The following is a 19,471-nucleotide window of genomic DNA, read 5'->3' on the forward strand; positions in this document are numbered from 1 at the left end:
TCGACTCAAAACGCCATCAAATTTTTCTTCAGGTTGGAATTCTTCGACGCGACTTTGAATTGGTGTCACGTTTTTCAGCCCTAATGTGTGCACGACTTGCTTGATAAAACGAATGCGTTTGCCAAGACTGTCGAGCAAAAAGAAGGTTTTCTCAGGGTTCATTATTGCCAAAGGGATGCCCGGTAACCCCGGACCAGTACCAACATCAATGAAGCGCTCACCGGGCAGGTGTGCGCTTACAACGATACTATCAAGAATATGTTTCACTAACATATCAAGCGGATCACGTACCGATGTTAAATTGTACGCTTTGTTCCATTTGTCGAGCAGTTCGACATAACCAACTAACTGCTCTCGTTGCTGTTCTGACACTTCCAAATCGGTTTTCGCGATCAGTGAATCCAGCTTTGTTCGCAATGCGCTCATTATTCTTCCTCACCTTTCTTCAGCAAACCATGCTTTTTCAAGTGAACAAGTAGAATAGAAATTGCAGCAGGCGTAATACCAGAAATGCGTGATGCAATACCGATGCTCTCTGGTTTGGCCTCGCTCAGTTTAGCAACGACTTCGTTTGATAAACCTTTTACATCGCGGTAATCCAAATCAGCAGGTAACTTGGTATTTTCGTGACGCAGTGATTTTTCGATCTCTTCCTGCTGACGCTTGATGTAACCATCGTATTTCACTTGAATTTCAACTTGCTCAGCCGCTTGCTGATCTTCAAGTGCAGGAGCAAACGCTTCAAGTTGCGTCAGTTGCGAATAAGTGATCTCTGGACGACGCAGAAGATCCTCACCACTCGCTTCACGGGCCATTGGGGTTTTCAGCAGCTTGTTCAGCTCATCAACACCCTCTGACTTCGGATTCATCCACGTTGCTTTCAAACGCTGACGCTCCGTTTCCATATTGTTGATTTTCTCGTTAAAGCGAGCCCAACGAACATCATCAATCAAGCCTAGCTCGCGCGCTTTTTCCGTTAAACGTAAATCGGCGTTATCTTCACGAAGTAGCAGGCGGTATTCCGCACGAGAAGTGAACATTCGGTACGGCTCTTTGGTACCCATGGTCGATAAGTCATCAATCAACACGCCCATGTAAGCTTGGTCACGACGTGGGCTCCAGCCTTCTTTGTCTTGGCTAAACAAGCTTGCGTTTAGACCGGCCATCAAGCCTTGCGCTGCGGCTTCTTCGTAGCCAGTCGTACCATTAATCTGGCCAGCAAAGAACAAACCATGGATGAACTTCGTCTCGTACGTTTGCTTCAAATCACGTGGATCGAAGAAATCGTATTCAATCGCATAACCTGGGCGAACGATGTGTGCATTTTCAAACCCTTTCATTGAGCGCACGATTTGTACTTGCACATCAAATGGCAAGCTGGTCGAGATACCATTAGGGTATAACTCGTGCGTGGTTAGGCCTTCTGGCTCAATGAAGATTTGGTGGCTGTTTTTGTCAGCGAAACGCATCACTTTGTCTTCAATAGACGGACAGTAACGCGGACCAATACCTTCAATCACACCTGCGTACATTGGACTGCGATCCAAGTTACTACGGATCACATCGTGAGTTTGTTCATTGGTGTGGGTGATGAAACATGGAATCTGACGCGGATGCTGTTCACGTTTGCCCATGAACGAGAATACAGGCGTTGGGTTATCACCGTGCTGAGCTTCTAGCACTGAAAAATCAACAGTACGAGCATCAATGCGCGGTGGAGTACCTGTTTTTAAACGATCCACACGGAACGGCAGTTCACGCAGTCGATCCGCTAATGCGATCGATGGTGGATCCCCGGCACGACCACCAGACGAGCTTTCCATACCTATGTGGATCTTACCACCAAGGAAGGTACCCACGGTTAGCACAACGGCTTTCGCATGGAAGCGAAGTCCCATTTGAGTTACCACACCAACTGCGCGATCTTGTTCAACAATCAGATCATCAACTGATTGCTGGAACAACGTTAAGTTAGGCGCATTTTCTAATGCATTACGAACGTACGCTTTGTACAGAGCGCGATCGGCTTGAGCTCGAGTTGCTCGTACTGCAGGACCTTTGGAGGCATTTAGTGTACGAAACTGAATACCTGCATGGTCGATGGCTTCAGCCATCAAACCGCCCATAGCATCTACTTCTTTTACTAAGTGACCTTTACCAATACCACCGATCGCCGGATTACAAGACATCTGGCCTAATGTATCGATGTTATGGGTAAGGAGAAGCGTTTTTTGTCCTGTGCGTGCAGATGCGAGCGCGGCTTCCGTTCCTGCGTGTCCGCCACCGACAACAATGACGTCAAAGTTTTCGTGATAAAGCATGAACTGACCTCAGGTATTCAAAGGGATTTAATGGACAGATAAAGGAGCCGTATTTTACCTGCTTTATGCCAGAGAGAAAAACGTTTTCTCGTTTTATCCGTTTTAAGCTTCAAGATAAATATATATAAGATCTATATATATGATCTTTTATTAGATCTACTATTAGGATCGACCGTTTCTGTGGATAACCTAAAAATGATCAACAAGATCATGGATCTTCTTTGGATCATATCTTGTGATCATGATTGGATCAGATCGAGGATTACCTGGGATCAAAAGTGGTGGTTATACACAGGGGGTAAAATTGATCAAAGTTGTTATTGGGATAACTAAAGGAAAATCACTGGATCTTATTGTAGTTATCCACAGTCTGTTTGGTTGGTTTTTGAGCGGTTAAACAAAATAATTTGGTGGGAGTTATTCACATGGGAGAAAACAGAGCCGAATTTCGACTCTGTTGAAGGGAAAGTCGTGAGTTTAAAAACGTTCGATATTCTCTTTTAACCACATTTCTGCGGCGTCTTCTGGCACATCATGGCTCAGTACATCGATTTTAAAGCAATCTGCGAGAGGGGTTGCACCAATATCCTCTAATAAATCATAAGCGTGTTGACCAGCGGCACAGAACGTATCGTAGCTAGAGTCACCAATCGCAATCACCGCAAATTTTACATCAGTCATTTTTGGCGGTGTATTTTGTAATGCTGCGATAAAAGGTTGGATATTATCAGGATACTCACCAGCTCCATGTGTAGAGGTGATCACCAACCACGTACCTTGATTTTCGATATCACTGAGGGAAGGCTGGTTGTGGATCGTTGTTTCAAATCCATTCTCGTTGAGTAGATCACTCAGGTGATCCCCTACGTATTCTGCGCCACCTAACGTGCTGCCTGTAATAATGTGGATCATACTTCTTCCTTATTGAATGCGACGGCTAAAGCTCATGGATGGCTTGCCGTACAAAAAGAAACGCGGTGTGAGTTAAGCTCAGCACCGCGCGTTCGATTATTTACTTCCCGATACAGAATGAAGAGAAGATTCGTCCCAGTAAGTCGTCAGAACTGAACTCACCGGTAATCTCATTGAGATGTTGTTGGGTGATGCGTAGCTCTTCAGCCAATATTTCACCTGCCATATAGCCTTCAAGCTGCTCCTGGCCTATTTGAAGGTGCTGTGCGGCACGTTCTAATGCATCGAGATGACGACGACGAGCCATAAACCCACCTTCACTGTTGCCAGAGAAGCCCATACACTCCTTGAGATGATCGCGCAGAGCTTCAACCCCTGCACCAGTCTTCGCTGACAAACGGATAAGAGTAGGGTTATTGACGTGGCAGATCCCCATATCTTCACCCGTTTGATCCGCTTTATTACGGATCACAGTTATGCCAATGTTGTCTGGTAGGCGATCCACAAAATCTGGCCAGATATCTTTCGGATCGGTGGCATCGGTTGTCGTGCCATCCACCATGAACAACACGCGGTCTGCTTGGGCTATTTCATCCCACGCGCGTTCGATACCGATTTTCTCTACTTCATCGGAAGCATCACGCAAACCTGCTGTATCAATGATGTGTAGTGGCATGCCATCAATATGGATATGCTCACGCAGTACATCACGCGTGGTTCCTGCGATGTCGGTTACGATTGCAGATTCTTTACCCGATAGCGCGTTCAGTAGGCTTGATTTGCCCGCATTTGGACGACCCGCAATCACGACTTTCATCCCTTCACGCATAATAGCGCCTTGGTTAGCTTCTTTGCGCACCGCATCTAGGTTGTCGATGATGGCTTGTAGGTCACCAGCCACTTTACCGTCGGCCAAAAAGTCGATCTCTTCTTCAGGGAAGTCGATGGCTGCTTCAACATAGATACGCAAATGAATCAGCGACTCAACTAAGGTATTAATGCGGCCTGAAAATGCGCCCTGTAAGGATTGCAGTGCCGATTTTGCTGCTTCTTCAGAACTGGCATCAATGAGGTCTGCGATCGCCTCGGCTTGAGCGAGGTCGAGTTTATCGTTCAGAAATGCGCGTTCAGAGAACTCACCAGGGCGAGCAGCTCGAATACCATCTATACCTAGAATGCGTTTTATCAGCATATCCATCACGACAGGGCCGCCATGGCCTTGCAGCTCAAGTACGTCTTCACCTGTAAATGAGTGTGGGTTAGGGAAGTACAGTGCGATGCCCTGATCAAGCACAGTGCCATCTTCTGACTTAAACGGCAGGTACTCTGCGTAGCGGGGCTTTAGTGTTTTGCCAGTGACTTCTAACGCCACTTGGTTGGCTTTAGGGCCAGAAACACGAATAATACCGACACCGCCACGACCAGGCGCGGTCGCTTGAGCGACAATCGTATCTGTAGTCATAATTTTGCCTTTTGAGCTGGGCTATAGGGAAGATACCTAGGGAGCCATTACAATTAATTAGCTGAATTGTAATCAGCCAAAAACAAAAAGGCGACCTTTTGGCCGCCTTTCTCAATCATTTCCTAAAAGGTTACTTGCTGTGTAAGCCTTTTTTCTCTAATCCTTTGTAGATCAGAGTTTGCTGGATAAGCGTTACGATGTTTGACACCAACCAGTACAGAACGAGACCTGATGGGAAGAACAAGAAGAAGAAGGTAAACATAACCGGCATAAAGGTCATGATCTTCTGCTGCATTGGATCCGTTACCGTTGTCGGGCTCATCTTCTGGATTAGGAACATTGACGCACCCATCAGTAGAGGCAGGATGTAGTAAGGGTCCTGCGCTGAAAGGTCATGAATCCAACCGAAGAATGGAGAGTGACGTAGCTCAACCGATTCCATTAGTGCCCAGTAAAGCGCGATGAAGATAGGCATCTGTAGGATAAGAGGTAAACAACCACCTAGTGGGTTCACTTTCTCTTTCTTGTACAGTTCCATCATTTCTTGGCTCATGCGCTGACGGTCATCACCGATACGCTCACGCATTGCTTGCAGCTTAGGCTGAAGCATACGCATTTTCGCCATAGACGTGTATTGCGCTTTTGTTAGTGGGTACATTGCACCACGAACGATGAAGGTCAGGCAGATGATTGCCACACCCCAGTTACCAACAAAGCTCTGGATGAATGAAAGCAACATATGAAGAGGCTTCGCAATGAACCATAACCAGCCGTAGTCCACTACTAGGTCTAGGTTAGGTGCCACTTCTGCCATTTCATCTTGCAGTTTTGGACCAACCCAAAGTGTTGCTTCAAACTTAGCCTGATCGCCTGTTGCGATAGTTTTGTTCGGCATACGAACGCCGATGTCGCCTAGGTTGCCAATTACACGAGTGTATAGGTTAGTACCTGGTTCGTTACGTGGGATCCAAGCTGCGGCAAAGTAGTGCTGAATCATTGCTGCCCAACCTTGGCCATCGGCTAGGTTAAGAGACAGGTTGCGATCCTGCATATCATCAAAGCTGTACTTCTTGTAACGCGTATCTTCTGTTGAGTATGCGCCACCACGGTAAGTAGGCATTGTGATGCTACCACCATCGTCCATTAGGTTTTGACGTAGGTGAGCGTACATACCAAATGTTGCGTTGTTGCCTGAGTTGTTCACTACATCGTATTCAACATTAAGCGCGTAGCTGCCGCGTTTAAAGATGTAAGTTTTGGTGTATTCGATGCCGTTTGCAGTGAATGTCATCGGAACGCGAAGTTCATCTTGACCGTCAGCCATTGTGAAGCTGTCTGCACTTACGTTGTAGTGAGGGCGATTTGTGCTGCTCAAGTCGATACCTTGAGGACCCACTAGACCGCTTTGAGCGATAAATTGGTGACCTTGAGCGTCTTTAAGCAGAACAAAGGAATCTGATGAATCTAACTCAGCAGAGTATTCGTTAAGGTTGGCATGTACCACATCGCCACCAACGGTGTCGATCGACAGAGTTAAAACATCAGTCGTTACTGTGATAGTTTTTGCAGAAGCTTGCTGTTGACCAGGAACTGGGTCAAGTTCATCAGCAAAAGATGGTGCAGGTAGAGTGCTGCTTGATTGAGCCTGTTCAACTGCTTGAGGTTCTGGATTCTTTGCAACTTGCCATTGTTGAAACAGCAAAAAAGAAACCAGGGCCAAACCGATGAGCAGGATATTACGTTGAGAATCCATCGTTAGTTATCTCTGTCTTGTTTTTGGACTGGTGGAACGGGGTCATACCCCCCTTCATTCAAAGGGTGGCATTTTAATAGACGTTTGCCTGATAACCAACATCCTTTTACAAAACCGTGAGCTCTCAAAGCTTCTAGCGCGTAAGTGGAACAGGTTGGTGTGAACCGGCAACGAGGACCAATCAAAGGGCTGATAAACCAGCGATACAGATAAACGAGCCCAATGGCTATCCACGTGAAGGGCGAGACAGGCGTTGCCATAGCTTATCAAACAACTTAAAAATTTCCTCATTGCTTAAATCTTGCGCGCTTTTCTTTGCAATCACAACAAAATCTTTGTTTGGAAGCTGATGTTGATTGTTACGAAAGCTTTCACGAGCCAAACGCTTAAATCGGTTACGACCGACAGCCGTTTTGATTTGCTTTTTGGGAACCGCTAAACCTAATCGTGGGTGAGAAAGTTTGTTATTGCGAGCAATGATGGTGAAATGAGGCGAGCCAGCTCGATGAGCTTGCTGGAAGACGTTTTGATAATGCTCGGGAGTTAACAAACGTAACTCCCGATTAAACGCGTACGTGTTCAAAATAAACTAGCGATTATTTTGATAGGCGCGCACGGCCTTTTGCACGACGTGCGTTGATAACTTTACGACCGTTCTTAGTTGCCATGCGAGCACGGAAGCCGTGAGTACGCTTGCGCTTTAGAACTGTAGGTTGAAAAGTGCGTTTCATGATAATTACCTTTACTGATCAGTAGTTTTAGGTTCTTGTTAAACCCGGCGTGGGTATTTGCTTTCTTATATAAAGAAGCTCTTTATATAGAGAAGGACAACCGACGCCTCTCAACAAAGAGGCGGAATTGTAATCACACTCACATAATGTGTCAATGACTCAATGAGTACGAAATTCCGGCCGGGCGATTATACGTAGTGTGAGTAAAATCTCAAGGATCAATCGATCCTGATGCTTGATCGTTACTCTATTCCTACTTGGTTAAGGAATTTTTTCAAACGAGGATCTTGTGGATTATCGAAGATATCCTGTGGAGAACCTTGCTCAACGATATTGCCTTCCGCCATGAAGATCACTCTATCAGCGACTTCTTTCGCGAATTGCATCTCGTGCGTCACCACCAGCATGGTTTGATGCTGATTAGCTAACTTCTTCATTAATGAGAGAACTTCACCGACCCATTCAGGATCCAGCGCAGAAGTTGGTTCGTCAAACAACAGCAGTTCTGGTTGTAGCGCCATCGCTCGGCCGATACCCACACGTTGTTGTTGGCCGCCAGACAATGCCGCTGGATAACTATCGCCTTTATCCCCAAGACCGATGTCATCCAGAATTTGTTGCGCTCGTTTGAGAGCATCGGCTTTTTTCCAGCCTCGAACGGTCACTAGACCTTCGGCAATGTTCTGGCGCGCATTCATGTGGGCAAACAGGGCATAGTTTTGGAACACAAAGCCAGTTCGACGACGCAGCGCTAATACTTCGGCTTTAGTGTGTTTTTGAGTATCAACGGAGATGTCATCTATCGTGATACGACCTTCATCTGCTTGTTCTAGAAAGTTCACCGTACGCAGCAAGGTTGATTTACCCGTACCACTTGAGCCGATAATCACGATGATCTCACCTTGCTTAATATCGAGGTCGATGCCTTTCAGCACTTCAGTCTCACCAAAACGTTTGTGAATATTTTCTAACTTAATCATCGTACGTACGCCTTATTCAGTTTTGCTTCTGCCCAGATTTGTACGCGAGTCAGAATCACCACCACGCCCCAGTAAATAAGAGCAACCGCAAGGAAAGCTTCAAAGAAACGGAAACTTGATGAGGCTTCCATCTGTGCTTTCGCCATGATTTCGGCCACACCAAGCGTGAAAGCAAGAGACGTTGACTTGATCATATCGATGAAATAGTTCATCAATGAAGGCAGTGCGACACGCGTTGCTTGAGGTAAAATCACTCGGCGCATTGCTTGGGATGTCGTCATACCGACCGATAAGCTCGCTTCCATTTGGCTGCGATCAATGCCAATAATGGCGGCACGAATACTTTCCGCCATATAAGCGGCAAAGTGCAGCGTTAAACCGATAACCGCTGCTGAAAAGGCGTCGATACCGACCATCAATGGAAAAATTTGCGGTAAGCCGTAATAGAGCAGGAAAAGCTGAACCAACAGTGGGGTGCCACGGAAGAAGCTGATGTACAGTTGGCTTAATTGATCCAGAACTGGCAGTTTAAATACGCGAATATTGGCTAAAATGACGGATAAAATCAGCGAAAACACCAATCCCCATGTCGCCATTTCCATGGTTGTGCCAAGATATTTCAGCAATATCGGCAGCAGTTCCAACATGTAATTAAAGTCAAATCCCATACGGCTTACCTAAAGGCTAGAGAAAAGAAAAGGTGGAAAACAAGTTCCACCTTTACGTAAGTTTATTTTAGTCCGAGAGTGATACCACTTTGCGGCCTAAAGTACAAAGAGTTCTTATTTCGTGATGTCAGCGCCAAACCACTTCACGGAAATTTTCTCTACTGTACCATCTGCGCGCATCTCAGCCAGTGCTTTGTTTACTTCTTCTTGCAGCTTACGACCTTTCTCGTTGTCAACGAAAGGCCATGCGTTTTGAATGGTCTCAAACGGTTCGCCTGCCAATTCCAGAGGAAGGCCAGTTTTCTTAATCAGCTCTAACGCAGAAAGACGATCCATTACAAACGCGTCTGCACGACCGAGCGCCACGTCATGTTCGATACCTGTGTCGTACGTTTTAATGTTGATCTTGCCGTCTTTGTCGTATTGACGCAGCAGTTGCTCAAAGTTAGAGCCTAGGTTCACCGCAACGGTCTTGCCCGCAAGATCGTCAACACCTTTGATGCTGTCGTTGCCTTTACGCACGGTAATTTGTGCGCCATCTACAACGTAAGGGTCAGCAAATAGGTATTTAGCTTTACGCTCATCAGTCATGGTGATTTGGTTGGAGATCGTATCGATACGACCAGTTTCTAAAAGACCAAATAAACCAGAGAAGTTGGCTGTTACGTATTCGATTTTGTAATCGTTACGTTTACCTATTTCATCCCACATGTCGACTTCAAAGCCTTGTAGCTTGTCTTGCTTTACAAAAGTAAACGGGAAGTAGCGACCTGACATACCAACTTTGACTTCAGTAGCGGCTTGTACGGTTGCTGCCGACAGTGCAATGGCTGCAACGGCAACCTTAATCCAGTTTTTCATAATACATCTCCATAATTTTATGGTTGGAAATACTACTGTTAGTTAGCTCAATTAAATAAATAACCAAGAGCAATAACCTAGACCTGTGAGTTATTAGATAATAGAAGAAGAATGTTAAATGTGACGAAAATGCGAACTGAACCTAGCGAAATGATCGACAAAATCAGCATTGGGAATAAAATAATACACAGACTTATCACCAATCGCTCGATCTTGTGAATTTTGCCCAATTGTGGATCGTTGTGTGGGCAAATTTGGGGCAAGGTGTGTTGATCTCATCAAGTTTGCAGAAATAATTGTGAATAACTTGGATCTTATTCACTGGATCGTCGATCAATCGCTGGCGATCTTGGTTATCAACAGGTAAAATTGCCAGTCTTTTCCGATAATTCAATTACTCAGTGGGGGCACCGTGTCATCTTCGCTTTGGCTGCAATGTTTGCAGCAGCTTCAAGAAGAGCTACCAGCTACAGAATTCAGCATGTGGGTTCGTCCGCTACAAGCGGAGCTCAATGACAATACTCTCACTCTATTCGCGCCAAACCGCTTCGTGTTGGACTGGGTGCGTGATAAGTATCTGAACAATATTACTCGCTTACTGCAGGAATACTGTGGTGGCGACATTCCTAACTTACGCTTTGAAGTGGGGAGCCGACCTGTCTCTGCTCCAAAACCAGCGCCGACACGTACGCCTGCAGATGTGGCTGCGGAGTCATCTGCACCTGCGCAATTACAGGCGCGTAAGCCAGTACACAAAACCTGGGATGACGACGCTCAGGCGATTGCGGCTATCAATCACCGCTCAAACATGAACCCAAAGCACAAGTTCGACAACTTTGTTGAAGGTAAGTCGAACCAACTGGGTTTGGCTGCGGCGCGTCAGGTATCGGATAATCCTGGTGCAGCATACAACCCGCTGTTCCTATACGGCGGCACGGGCTTGGGTAAAACGCACTTGTTGCATGCGGTGGGCAACGCGATTGTGGATAACAACCCGAACGCAAAAGTGGTCTACATGCACTCAGAACGTTTTGTGCAAGACATGGTAAAAGCGTTGCAAAACAATGCGATTGAAGAATTCAAACGCTACTACCGCAGCGTGGATGCGCTCCTTATCGATGACATCCAATTCTTTGCTAATAAAGAACGTTCACAAGAAGAATTCTTCCATACCTTCAACGCACTATTGGAAGGTAATCAGCAGATCATTCTAACGTCTGACCGTTATCCTAAAGAAATTAATGGCGTTGAAGATCGTCTTAAATCTCGCTTTGGTTGGGGTCTTACTGTTGCGATCGAGCCGCCTGAGCTTGAAACACGTGTGGCGATCTTGATGAAAAAAGCTGAAGATCACCAAATCCACCTTGCTGATGAAGTGGCATTCTTCATTGCCAAGCGTCTGCGTTCGAACGTTCGTGAGCTAGAAGGTGCACTGAACCGTGTTATCGCTAATGCGAATTTCACTGGTCGTCCAATCACGATTGATTTTGTGCGTGAAGCGCTGCGCGATCTGCTTGCTCTACAAGAGAAGCTGGTGACGATCGATAACATTCAAAAGACCGTGGCGGAATACTACAAGATTAAAGTAGCGGACTTGCTGTCTAAGCGTCGCTCTCGTTCTGTTGCGCGTCCTCGTCAGCTGGCCATGGCGTTAGCAAAAGAACTAACCAATCATAGCTTGCCTGAAATTGGCGATGCGTTTGGGGGCCGCGATCATACGACCGTACTTCATGCTTGTCGCAAGATTGAGCAGCTGCGTGAAGAGAGCCACGACATTAAAGAAGATTACTCTAACTTGATTCGCACCCTGTCTTCGTAATCGGTTAGAATAACGGTATTCTAAGCAAATCATTTATTGAGCTGACAGCGTAAAGAGCCAAGCATGAAATTTACCATTGAACGTAGTCATTTAATCAAACCGCTACAGCAGGTTTCGGGCGCTTTAGGTGGCCGACCAACCCTGCCAATCCTGGGTAACCTACTTCTTAAAGTAGAAGAGAACGTATTGTCGATGACGGCAACCGATCTTGAAGTAGAGTTAGTAAGCAAAGTGACGCTAGAAGGTGATTTTGAAGCGGGCAGCATTACCGTTCCTTCGCGTAAGTTTCTCGATATCTGCCGTGGTTTACCGGACGATGCGATCATCACATTTGTATTAGAAGGTGATCGCGTACAAGTTCGCTCTGGTCGCAGCCGTTTCTCGTTGGCAACGCTTCCTGCGAACGATTTCCCTAATATTGAAGACTGGCAAAGCGAAGTGGAAGTATCACTGAGCCAAGCTGATTTACGTACGCTGATCGACAAAACTCAGTTCTCGATGGCGAATCAAGACGTTCGTTACTACCTCAACGGCATGTTGTTTGAAATTGACGGCACCACGCTACGCAGCGTGGCGACGGACGGCCACCGTATGGCGGTATCGCAAACTCAGCTAGGTGCGGACTTTGCGCAGAAGCAAATCATCGTGCCACGCAAAGGTGTGCAAGAATTAGTAAAGTTGATGGATGCGCCAGAGCAGCCTGTAGTACTTCAGATCGGTAGCTCCAATGTTCGTGCTGAGGTGAATAACTTTACTTTTACCTCTAAGTTGGTTGATGGTCGTTTCCCTGACTACCGCCGTGTATTGCCTCAGAGCACCAATAAGACACTAATAGCAAGTTGTGACGAGTTGCGCCAAGCCTTCTCTCGTGCTGCGATTCTTTCCAACGAAAAATTCCGTGGCGTGCGTGTGAATCTGGCTGATACTGAAATGCGTATAACCGCGAATAACCCAGAACAAGAAGAAGCGGAAGAGATGCTTGATGTAACCTTTGAAGGTGACGCCATCGAAATCGGCTTTAACGTAAGCTATGTGCTTGATGTTCTGAACACGTTGCGTTGTGAAAATGTACGTGTGTCGATGTCGGATGCTAACGCTAGCGCGTTGATTGAAAATGCCGACGATGACAGTGCCATGTACGTGGTGATGCCAATTCGTCTATAAGCCAACTGAATGCCTCTTTCTCGTCTCATCATTCAGCAGTTTCGAAACATTAAAGCCTGTGATATTGAGTTATCAGCAGGCTTTAACTTTCTTATCGGGCCGAACGGCAGCGGTAAAACCAGTGTCTTAGAAGCGGTTTATCTGCTCGGGCATGGCCGCTCATTCAAGAGCTCTCTCACCGGACGAGTGATACAAAATGAGTGTGACGAACTGTTTGTTCATGGTCGTTTTTTGAACTCGGATCAATTTGAGCTACCTATCGGCATTAATAAGCAGCGTGATGGCTCAACAGAGGTTAAAATAGGCGGTCAATCTGGACAAAAATTAGCGCAGTTGGCACAAGTTCTGCCTCTGCAGTTGATACACCCAGAAGGGTTTGATTTACTGACAGATGGCCCTAAACATCGTCGTGCGTTTATTGATTGGGGCGTGTTTCATACCGAGCCCGCTTTTTATCAAGCATGGGGAAGGTTCAAGCGCCTGAACAAGCAGCGCAACGCGTTGTTGAAAACCGCCAATAGTTATCGTGAGCTCAGTTATTGGGATCAGGAAATGGCAGGATTGGCTGAAAACATCAGCCAATGGCGAGCAAGTTACATCGAGCAGATGAAAACCGTCGCAGAAACTATCTGTCAGACATTTTTGCCAGAATTTGAGATCCAATTGAAGTATTATCGTGGCTGGGATAAAGACACTCCATACCACGAGATACTAGAAAAGAATTTTGAGCGTGATCAGGCATTGGGATACACCTTTAGTGGCCCAAACAAAGCTGATTTGCGCATTAAAGTGAACGGAACGCCCGTTGAAGATGTTCTGTCACGCGGTCAATTAAAACTCATGGTGTGTGCATTGCGTGTAGCGCAAGGGCAACACCTGACAGAGATGGCCGGTAAACAATGCATTTACCTAATTGATGACTTCGCGTCGGAATTAGATAGCCAACGTCGCAAGCGTCTTGCTGACTGCTTAAAAGAGACGGGCGCACAAGTATTTGTAAGCTCTATCACTGAAAGCCAAATCGCCGATATGTTGGACGATAACGGTAAATTGTTTCATGTGGAACATGGCAGGATAGAGTCAAACTAGAAGAGAGAAACTCATGTCTGAAAATTACGATTCATCGAGTATTAAGGTACTGAAGGGTCTGGATGCGGTACGTAAGCGTCCAGGAATGTACATCGGCGATACGGACGACGGCACCGGCCTTCACCACATGGTTTTCGAGGTGGTGGATAACTCAATTGATGAAGCGTTGGCAGGTCACTGTAAAGACATCGTTGTGACAATTCATGAGGATAACTCGGTTTCCGTTAGCGATGATGGTCGTGGCATTCCAACAGAAATCCACTCAGAGGAAAATGTCTCTGCAGCAGAAGTAATCATGACGGTTCTTCACGCGGGTGGTAAGTTCGACGATAACTCATACAAAGTATCGGGTGGTCTTCACGGGGTAGGTGTTTCAGTAGTAAACGCACTATCAGAGAAAGTTGAGCTAACGATTCATCGTGGTGGCCATATCCATACGCAAACCTACCGCCATGGTGAGCCTCAAGCGCCACTAGCCGTTGTGGGTGATACGGATAAAACCGGTACACAAATTCGTTTCTGGCCAAGTGCCGAAACGTTCTCTAACACTGAGTTCCACTATGACATTCTGGCGAAACGCCTGCGTGAACTGTCATTCCTGAACTCTGGTGTGTCGATCAAATTGGTTGATGAACGTGAAGCGGACAAACATGATCACTTCATGTATGAAGGTGGTATTCAAGCGTTCGTTGATCACCTAAACACCAACAAAACGCCAATCATCGAAAAAATCTTCCACTTTAACTCTGAGCGTGAAGACGGCATTTCAGTTGAAGTGGCGATGCAATGGAACGATGGTTTCCAAGAGAACATCTTCTGCTTTACCAACAATATCCCACAGCGTGATGGTGGTACTCACCTTGCTGGTTTCCGTGCTGCGCTAACACGTACATTGAACAGCTTTATGGATAAAGAAGGTTTCTCGAAGAAAGCGAAAACAGCGACTTCAGGCGACGATGCGCGTGAAGGTCTAACTGCGGTTGTTTCGGTGAAAGTGCCTGATCCTAAGTTCTCAAGCCAAACAAAAGACAAACTGGTTTCTTCTGAAGTGAAATCAGCTGTTGAGTCTGCAATGGGTGAAAAACTGTCTGAGTTCTTGATTGAGAACCCGACAGAAGCGAAGATGGTTTGTTCGAAAATCATCGATGCAGCACGTGCTCGTGAAGCAGCGCGTAAAGCTCGTGAAATGACGCGCCGTAAAGGTGCACTAGACCTAGCTGGCCTTCCAGGTAAACTTGCAGACTGTCAGGAAAAAGATCCGGCACTCTCTGAACTATACATAGTGGAGGGTGATTCGGCAGGCGGCTCCGCAAAACAAGGCCGTAACCGTAAGAACCAAGCGATCCTACCGCTAAAAGGTAAGATTCTTAACGTAGAAAAAGCACGTTTCGACAAGATGCTATCTTCTCAAGAAGTAGCAACACTGATCACCGCACTAGGTTGTGGTATCGGTCGTGACGAGTACAACCCGGACAAGCTTCGTTACCACAACATCATCATCATGACCGATGCCGATGTCGATGGTTCGCACATCCGTACGCTACTGTTGACCTTCTTCTACCGTCAAATGCCAGAGCTTATCGAGCGTGGCTATGTGTACATCGCTCAGCCACCACTATACAAAGTGAAAAAAGGCAAACAAGAGCAGTACATCAAAGATGAAGAAGCGATGAACCAATACCAAGTATCATTGGCTCTGGACAATGCATCGCTACACGTAAACGCAGAAGCACCAGCATTGGCTGGTGAAGCACTAGAGAAGCTTGTTCAACAGTACAATGCGGGTATTAAACTGGCGGAACGTATGAGCCGTCGTTACCCAAGTGCTTTGGTAAACGAGTTGATTTACACTCCTCGCCTAACGCCAGAGCAATGCCATGACGCATCAGTTGTGGAAGCGTGGACGAAGCAGCTTATTGAACAGCTGAATGCGAAAGAAGTGGGTGCAAGCCAGTACAGCTACGAAGTTGAGCAGCACGAAGAGCTAGGCTTAAACTTGCCTAAGATTGTGGTTCGTACTCACGGCGTGACGCACGAACATGCAATTAGCATCGACTTCCTAAACTCGAAAGAGTACGGCAAGTTGGCTGATCTATCAGAAGCACTTGATGGACTTCTGGAAGAAGGCGCGTACATCAAACGTGGTGAGCGTACTATGCCAGTGGCAAACTTTGCAGAAGCGCTTGACTGGTTAGTGAAAGAGTCAATGCGTGGCTTAAGCCGTCAGCGCTACAAAGGTCTAGGTGAGATGAACCCAGACCAACTTTGGGAAACCACCATGGACCCAGAAACTCGTCGTATGATGCAGGTAACGATTGAAGATGCGGTAGGCGCAGATCAACTGTTCACTACGCTAATGGGTGACCAAGTAGAACCTCGTCGTAACTTCATCGAAGAGAACGCACTGAAAGTAGCGAACCTAGACGTATAACGACACTTTTCGTGATAGTAAAAAGCAGCGAGAAATCGCTGCTTTTTTTGTTGTACCACCAGCTAAAATCGCCACTTTCTGCTAAAGCGGATGTTTTTCTGGTACTAACTGCCAACAACCCGATCAAGCCTGCCATTTTATATCTGTTTTCTTTTTTTCTCGCCATTTTGTTCGCTTGAGCGCTTTTGCTTTCTTTTTTCTGCTCGCTATAGTGCTGAAGAGCTGATGATTAAGGAGACTAAGAAAATGGTGATGACTTTCCTGAACTAAGCCGGAAGTGATGCACTTCCGGTTCAATGCACTGAATTTATTTGTAAGACAAGGCATTAAGAAGGAAATAATCATGTTTGAACGCTGGTTCTCAGCGTACTGCTTGGCGCTGCGAACTTGGTGGTTAACCAGTCGCTTTTTAACCTATCAATCACCACTAAGGTTGTTATCGCTATTTGAAACCTGCGAGCAACAAGCCCATTGCCGTAACCGAACTCGTATTGCGGTTGGGGACACGGTTCGCTTAGTGGATGTTGAACGCGCCTATCAATATCGCATGACGTTAGTCAGCTCGCGCAAGGGGCAGCCGATGACAGGTATGTTCGCGGTCGATTCTTATTTGGGATCTCGACTGTTAGGTCGAGCTAAAAATGATGCGCTCGAAGTGGAAATTTTTAATCAGCGACGCTGCTTTGTGATTACTGAAATTGTTCATCACTCGCAGCCACCAGCTCAGAAAATGCTGTGTGGTTGTCTGTTGTGCCAATAAATAGAGGTGAAGTCATGAGTAAGAAAGAAAAGAAACAACCGCAGTTGAGTCTAAAAGAAAAGCGCAAACTAAAGCAGGAAAAGGCGGCAGAAAAGGGCGTTGTAAAAGCGCGTAAATCCTCCCGCAAGTAAAGTGTAGATTGAGCCCTCCAGAACGGCGGGCTTTTTATCACTGATCGCGAAGTGATGAGGAACTAAGCTGTTCAAGGGGATTGTGGATGTTTTAAAATTTTTTATTTTTTCCCTTGAAAGTCATTTTTGACGACCTTATATCTAGTTGTGAAGAGGGTGACTGGCTTGCTAGAGACTAGAAGACCAGCCCTCTGAAATCGCTAAAACGAGATCGCTCAGAAGAGGATATGGCGTTTTAGCACACAACTTAAACCTTTAGATTCAATATCATGTCTCCGAGCCAAACCAAGGCCAGTGGAATGATAAGAATCTCTTAGTTCGGCGTTGGTTTTTGCATAAACACGCCAGTAGGATGGAACTCATCTGAACTAAGACTATTGCTTAATTAAGAGGATAGATTTATGCGTAATGTAGATTTCTCACCACTATACCGTAATGCAATTGGCTTTGATCGTCTGCTAAACCTGATGGAAGCGAATACAGCGAAAAATACTTCTGGCGGTTACCCTCCATACAACATTGAGCAAAAAGACGAGCACAACTACCGTATTACTATGGCCGTTGCTGGCTTTGCTGAAGAACAGCTCGATCTGACTCAAAACGAAAACATGTTGATTGTGAAGGGCGAACGTAAAGCCGAAGAAGGCAAAAACTACGTTTACCAAGGTATTGCAGAACGCGATTTTGAACGTAAATTCCAGCTAGCGGATTACGTAAAAGTCGTGGGTGCATCAATGGAAAACGGTCTGCTTCATATCGATTTAGTTCGTGAAATCCCTGAAGCCATGCAACCACGTAAGATTGCTATCGGTGGCAACAACCTGATTGAGAACAACTAATCAGTTAACCACCCGGTTATAGAATGAGAAAGAGCGCCATATGGGCGCTCTTTTTAGTTTGGGGGTTTTCAAATCCGCTATTTCAAAGCCGTAATTTCAAAGAGAAGAACGGCTGAGTTCAATCCGTCTATTTACCTTCGCGGTAAGCCTTTTCCACTTCTTCAGCGATAATCGCAATGCCTTTTTGCATCATCTCATCATCTTGAACGTAGTTCATACGCAGGCATTGGTGCGCGTGATCCCACTCGTCTTGCTGACCAATAAAGAAATATTCACCAGGGACAATCAATACGCCACGCGCTTTCAAGCGTTGGTACAGTTCCATTGTTGTGATTGACAGTTCATCAAACCATAACCACAAGAAGATAGCGCCTTCCGGCTTGTGGATGCGGAATCGCTCATCGGTAATTGCTTGTTGGAGCAGTTCAACCGCACGTTGTGATTTTTGCTTGTAGAACGGCTTAATCACCTCTGAACTCAGTTTAAGCAGATCACCTTTGCCAATTATATGGTTTGCCAGCGCTGGACCAACACTGCCCGGCGCTAGGCTGATGATGCCGTTCATATTAGTTAATGCTTGCGTGATTTCTTCACTCGCAATCACAATGCCACAACGCACGCCCGGTAAACCAAGCTTAGATAGGCTCATGCATAGGATGGTGTTTTCATTCCAGAACGGTTCGACATCTTCAAAGATGATGTTCGGGAAAGGTAGACCGTAAGCGTTATCGATGATCAGTGGGATGTTGTTCTCACGTGCTAGCTTGTCCAGCTTACGTACTTCTTCATCTGTCAGTACATTACCCGTTGGGTTAGTTGGGCGAGACGCGCAGATTGCCGCAACAGAGTCGTCGACGGTTAGCTGCTCAAAATCGACGTGGTATTTAAACAGGCCGTTATCTAACAGCTCGATTTCTGGGTGGTAAGAGATAAAGATATCTTCATCAATGCCAGCATCACCATAACCGATGTATTCAGGCGCGATAGGCAGTAGCACTTTCTTGTGCGAACCGTCTGGCTGTTTACCTGCCAACAAGTTGAACAAGTAGAAAAAGCCACTTTGGCTACCGTTAGTTAGGCTGATGTTTTTTTCGGAAATATCCCAGCCGTAAGTTTCACGGAATAACTGAGCTAGCGCTTTGACGAACGCGTCTTTACCCTGCGGGCCATCGTAGTTGGCGAGGGCGGCGACGAGCTCCCCACTGGCGAGCATTTCCTCACTGGCTTGGTGAAAGTAATCGAGCATGGCAGGAATGGCGGCAGGATTACCTCCACCGAGCATGATGGCACCTGGTGTGCGCAGACCATCATTCAAATCGTCCATTAACTGCGTAATACCTGAATACTGATTAAATTTTTCACCAAACTTTGAGAACTGCATGCTGACTTATACCTAATTCATTGTGATTGCTTTGTGTATGTTTATGCCGATGTTTTATCGGCTTATCGAGTAATCCTTGACCTTACCTCAATGTGTAATTAACGCAAAGTGTGAATTAAGCCGAAAAAGAAAAAAGTGCGTCATCAGACCAGAGGGACGAGACTAAATG

General features: G+C 46.1%; 18 protein-coding genes. 6 read left to right on the top strand and 12 right to left on the bottom strand.

The genetic code is table 11. From position 1 onward, the window contains the following. The 11 genes from rsmG to R7O12_RS21110 all read right to left on the bottom strand — a co-directional run. Positions 1–426, bottom strand: a 426-nt coding sequence (gene rsmG / locus R7O12_RS21060; protein WP_225474268.1) for a 16S rRNA (guanine(527)-N(7))-methyltransferase RsmG, incomplete at its 3' end; no start/stop codon positions are given. After that, entirely contained in the window at positions 426–2,321 is a 1,896-nt protein-coding gene (gene mnmG / locus R7O12_RS21065) for a tRNA uridine-5-carboxymethylaminomethyl(34) synthesis enzyme MnmG (RefSeq protein WP_005378901.1), read from the bottom strand. The genes rsmG and mnmG, both read right to left, overlap by 1 nt. A 477-nt stretch (positions 2,322–2,798) precedes the next feature. Then, positions 2,799–3,233 (bottom strand): FMN-binding protein MioC, encoded by a 435-nt coding sequence (gene mioC / locus R7O12_RS21070; RefSeq protein WP_005378900.1) that lies wholly within the window; start codon positions 3,231–3,233, stop codon positions 2,799–2,801. A gap of 100 nt (positions 3,234–3,333) precedes the next feature. Further along, positions 3,334–4,695: a tRNA uridine-5-carboxymethylaminomethyl(34) synthesis GTPase MnmE gene (mnmE, locus tag R7O12_RS21075; RefSeq protein WP_005383836.1), complete on the bottom strand. Its 1,362-nt coding sequence runs from the start codon at positions 4,693–4,695 to the stop codon at positions 3,334–3,336. Between the two features lie 130 nt (positions 4,696–4,825). Beyond that, positions 4,826–6,448, bottom strand: a complete 1,623-nt coding sequence (gene yidC, locus R7O12_RS21080; protein ID WP_005383834.1) for a membrane protein insertase YidC — start codon at positions 6,446–6,448, stop codon at positions 4,826–4,828. A gap of 2 nt (positions 6,449–6,450) precedes the next feature. Continuing rightward, positions 6,451–6,708, bottom strand: a complete 258-nt coding sequence (gene yidD, locus R7O12_RS21085; RefSeq protein ID WP_005378822.1) for a membrane protein insertion efficiency factor YidD — start codon at positions 6,706–6,708, stop codon at positions 6,451–6,453. Next, positions 6,675–6,998 carry a ribonuclease P protein component gene (gene rnpA / locus R7O12_RS21090; RefSeq protein ID WP_005394102.1) on the bottom strand — a complete coding sequence of 108 codons (324 nt, stop codon included), beginning with the start codon at positions 6,996–6,998 and terminating at the stop codon, positions 6,675–6,677. Before rnpA ends, yidD begins: the two co-directional genes overlap by 34 nt. A gap of 46 nt (positions 6,999–7,044) precedes the next feature. Next, positions 7,045–7,179 (bottom strand): 50S ribosomal protein L34, encoded by a 135-nt coding sequence (rpmH, locus tag R7O12_RS21095; RefSeq protein ID WP_005378825.1) that lies wholly within the window; start codon positions 7,177–7,179, stop codon positions 7,045–7,047. Positions 7,180–7,421: 242 nt separating this feature from the next. Beyond that, complete coding sequence (locus R7O12_RS21100; RefSeq protein ID WP_005378827.1) at positions 7,422–8,159, bottom strand: amino acid ABC transporter ATP-binding protein; 738 nt, start codon at positions 8,157–8,159, stop codon at positions 7,422–7,424. Further along, entirely contained in the window at positions 8,156–8,827 is a 672-nt protein-coding gene (locus R7O12_RS21105) for an amino acid ABC transporter permease (protein ID WP_005378829.1), read from the bottom strand. Before R7O12_RS21105 ends, R7O12_RS21100 begins: the two co-directional genes overlap by 4 nt. A 114-nt stretch (positions 8,828–8,941) precedes the next feature. After that, positions 8,942–9,688 carry an amino acid ABC transporter substrate-binding protein gene (locus R7O12_RS21110; protein ID WP_005378831.1) on the bottom strand — a complete coding sequence of 249 codons (747 nt, stop codon included), beginning with the start codon at positions 9,686–9,688 and terminating at the stop codon, positions 8,942–8,944. 412 nt (positions 9,689–10,100) lie between these two features. On the opposite strand from R7O12_RS21110, the gene dnaA reads away from it, so the two are divergent. The 6 genes from dnaA (at position 10,101) to R7O12_RS21140 (ending at position 17,921) form a co-directional block, all read left to right on the top strand. Next, complete coding sequence (dnaA, locus tag R7O12_RS21115) at positions 10,101–11,507, top strand: chromosomal replication initiator protein DnaA (RefSeq protein ID WP_005378835.1); 1,407 nt, start codon at positions 10,101–10,103, stop codon at positions 11,505–11,507. A gap of 63 nt (positions 11,508–11,570) precedes the next feature. Then, on the top strand, positions 11,571–12,671 hold the full coding sequence (dnaN, locus tag R7O12_RS21120; protein WP_005394106.1) for a DNA polymerase III subunit beta: 1,101 nt from the start codon (positions 11,571–11,573) through the stop codon (positions 12,669–12,671). Between the two features lie 9 nt (positions 12,672–12,680). After that, positions 12,681–13,760, top strand: a complete 1,080-nt coding sequence (recF, locus tag R7O12_RS21125; RefSeq protein ID WP_005378839.1) for a DNA replication/repair protein RecF — start codon at positions 12,681–12,683, stop codon at positions 13,758–13,760. A 13-nt stretch (positions 13,761–13,773) separates the two neighbouring features. Then, on the top strand, positions 13,774–16,191 hold the full coding sequence (gene gyrB / locus R7O12_RS21130) for a DNA topoisomerase (ATP-hydrolyzing) subunit B (protein ID WP_005378841.1): 2,418 nt from the start codon (positions 13,774–13,776) through the stop codon (positions 16,189–16,191). A gap of 343 nt (positions 16,192–16,534) precedes the next feature. Next, entirely contained in the window at positions 16,535–16,951 is a 417-nt protein-coding gene (locus tag R7O12_RS21135) for a GreA/GreB family elongation factor (protein ID WP_318126333.1), read from the top strand. A gap of 532 nt (positions 16,952–17,483) precedes the next feature. After that, a complete protein-coding gene (locus R7O12_RS21140; RefSeq protein ID WP_005378857.1) occupies positions 17,484–17,921 on the top strand; it encodes an Hsp20 family protein in 438 nt (145 codons plus the stop codon). Between the two features lie 127 nt (positions 17,922–18,048). Here the strand turns inward: R7O12_RS21140 and R7O12_RS21145 are convergent, their stop codons facing one another. Next, positions 18,049–19,302: a valine--pyruvate transaminase gene (locus tag R7O12_RS21145; RefSeq protein WP_182016919.1), complete on the bottom strand. Its 1,254-nt coding sequence runs from the start codon at positions 19,300–19,302 to the stop codon at positions 18,049–18,051. Positions 19,303–19,471: the final 169 nt, after the last annotated feature.

It is taken from the genome of Vibrio sp. Vb1574, assembly GCF_033338675.1.

Coding starts and splice junctions, on each gene's coding strand:
- mnmG (WP_005378901.1), bottom strand. CDS start 2,321: ATGCTTTATCACGAAAACTTTGACGTCATTGTTGTCGGTGGCGGACAC.
- mioC (WP_005378900.1), bottom strand. CDS start 3,233: ATGATCCACATTATTACAGGCAGCACGTTAGGTGGCGCAGAATACGTA.
- mnmE (WP_005383836.1), bottom strand. CDS start 4,695: ATGACTACAGATACGATTGTCGCTCAAGCGACCGCGCCTGGTCGTGGC.
- yidC (WP_005383834.1), bottom strand. CDS start 6,448: ATGGATTCTCAACGTAATATCCTGCTCATCGGTTTGGCCCTGGTTTCT.
- yidD (WP_005378822.1), bottom strand. CDS start 6,708: ATGGCAACGCCTGTCTCGCCCTTCACGTGGATAGCCATTGGGCTCGTT.
- rpmH (WP_005378825.1), bottom strand. CDS start 7,179: ATGAAACGCACTTTTCAACCTACAGTTCTAAAGCGCAAGCGTACTCAC.
- R7O12_RS21100 (WP_005378827.1), bottom strand. CDS start 8,159: ATGATTAAGTTAGAAAATATTCACAAACGTTTTGGTGAGACTGAAGTG.
- R7O12_RS21105 (WP_005378829.1), bottom strand. CDS start 8,827: ATGGGATTTGACTTTAATTACATGTTGGAACTGCTGCCGATATTGCTG.
- R7O12_RS21110 (WP_005378831.1), bottom strand. CDS start 9,688: ATGAAAAACTGGATTAAGGTTGCCGTTGCAGCCATTGCACTGTCGGCA.
- dnaN (WP_005394106.1), top strand. CDS start 11,571: ATGAAATTTACCATTGAACGTAGTCATTTAATCAAACCGCTACAGCAG.
- recF (WP_005378839.1), top strand. CDS start 12,681: ATGCCTCTTTCTCGTCTCATCATTCAGCAGTTTCGAAACATTAAAGCC.
- gyrB (WP_005378841.1), top strand. CDS start 13,774: ATGTCTGAAAATTACGATTCATCGAGTATTAAGGTACTGAAGGGTCTG.
- R7O12_RS21135 (WP_318126333.1), top strand. CDS start 16,535: ATGTTTGAACGCTGGTTCTCAGCGTACTGCTTGGCGCTGCGAACTTGG.
- R7O12_RS21140 (WP_005378857.1), top strand. CDS start 17,484: ATGCGTAATGTAGATTTCTCACCACTATACCGTAATGCAATTGGCTTT.
- R7O12_RS21145 (WP_182016919.1), bottom strand. CDS start 19,302: ATGCAGTTCTCAAAGTTTGGTGAAAAATTTAATCAGTATTCAGGTATT.